Raw genomic sequence first — 1,896 nt, forward strand, 5'->3', positions numbered from 1 at the left:
CGCTCGAACTTTTCCTTGGACATGTCTGTCTGCCTCTAATCTGTAATCTGGGTTCTGGATGGATCAGGACTTCTTGATGACCTGTTCCGCGATATTGGCCGGGGCTTCTGCGTAGTGGTCGAATTCCATCGTGAAGGTGGCGCGACCCTGCGACATCGAGCGCATGGAGGTGGCGTAGCCGAACATTTCGCCCAGCGGCACCATCGCGTTGATCACCTTGCCCGAGGGAGTGTCGTCGGAACCCTGCAGGATGCCGCGACGGCGACTCAGGTCGCCCATCACGTCGCCCATGTAGTCTTCCGGGGTGACGACCTCGACCTTCATGATCGGCTCGAGCAGGACCGGGCTGGCTTTCTGGAAGGCTTCCTTGAACGCCATCGAGCCGGCGACCTTGAACGCCATTTCGTTCGAGTCGACGTCATGGAACGAGCCGTCCACGGCCTTGATCTTGACGTCGACGACCGGGAAGCCGGCGAGGACGCCATTCTTCATGGCTTCCTCGATGCCCTTGCCCGCGGCAGTCACGTATTCCTTCGGCACCACGCCGCCGACGATGGCGTTCTCGAACGAGAAGCCGACGCCACGCTCCTGCGGCTCCATCTCGATGACGATGTGGCCGTACTGGCCGCGACCGCCCGACTGGCGCACGAACTTGCCTTCCTGCTTGACCGCCTTGCGGATGGTCTCGCGGTAGGCGACCTGCGGCTTGCCGACGTTGGCCTCGACGTTGAACTCGCGCTTCATGCGGTCAACGATGATGTCCAGGTGCAGCTCGCCCATGCCGGAGATGATCGTCTGGCCCGACTCTTCGTCGGTGCGCACGCGGAAGGACGGATCCTCCTGCGCCAGGCGGCCGAGGGCGATGCCCATCTTCTCCTGGTCGGACTTGGTCTTCGGCTCGACGGCCATCGAGATGACCGGCTCCGGGAAGGTCATGCGCTCAAGCACGATCGGAGCGTCCTGCGAGCAGAGGGTGTCACCGGTGGTGACGTCCTTCAGGCCCACGGCCGCGGCGATGTCGCCCGCCAGCACTTCCTTGATTTCGTCGCGCTGGTTGGAATGCATCTGCAGCAGGCGGCCGATGCGCTCCTTCTTGCCCTTGACCGAGTTCAGCACCTGGTCGCCGGCGCTGAGAGTGCCGGAGTAGACGCGGAAGAAGGTTAGGGAACCGACGAACGGGTCGGTCATGATCTTGAACGCGAGGGCGGAGAACGGGGCCTTGTCGCTGGACTCGCGGCTCAGCTCCTTGGTCTCGTCGTCGACGTCGACGCCGCGCACGGCCGGCACGTCGACCGGCGACGGCAGCAGCTTGACCACGCCGTCGAGCATGGCCTGGACGCCCTTGTTCTTGAACGCCGAGCCGCAGAACATCGGCACGATCTCAGTCTTGAGCGTGCGCTCGCGCAGACCAGCGACAACCTCTTCCTCGGACAGCTCGCCCTGCTCGAGGTACTTGTCCATCAGCTCTTCGCTGGCCTCGGCGGCCGACTCGATCATGAAGGCGCGGGCCTCGTTGGCCTGCTGCAGCAGTTCGGCCGGGACGTCGCGGTATTCGAAGTTCAGGCCCTGAGACGCGGCATCCCAATGGATGGCCTTCATCTTCAGCAGGTCGATCACGCCCTCGAAGCCTTCTTCGGCGCCGATCGGCACCTGCATCGGCACCGGGGTCGCACCGAGGCGCGACTTCAGCTGGTCGCGGACCTTGAAGAAGTTGGCGCCAGTGCGGTCCATCTTGTTGACGAACGCGATGCGCGGCACGTGGTACTTGTTGGCCTGGCGCCACACGGTCTCGGACTGCGGCTGCACGCCGCCGACCGCGCACAGCACGAACACCGCGCCGTCGAGCACGCGCAGCGAACGCTCGACTTCGATGGTGAAGTCGACGTGGCCCGGGGT

General features: G+C 64.3%; 1 protein-coding gene. It reads right to left on the reverse strand.

Annotation, left to right across the window (positions count from 1 at the left end; all coding sequences use genetic code 11):
- Positions 1 to 63: 63 nt before the first annotated feature.
- On the reverse strand, positions 64 to 1,896 hold a 1,833-nt coding region (fusA, locus tag N790_RS13555), incomplete at its 5' end, for an elongation factor G (protein ID WP_043805067.1).

Source organism: Arenimonas malthae CC-JY-1 (genome assembly GCF_000747075.1).
Taxonomy (GTDB): Bacteria; Pseudomonadota; Gammaproteobacteria; order Xanthomonadales; family Xanthomonadaceae; genus Arenimonas; species Arenimonas malthae.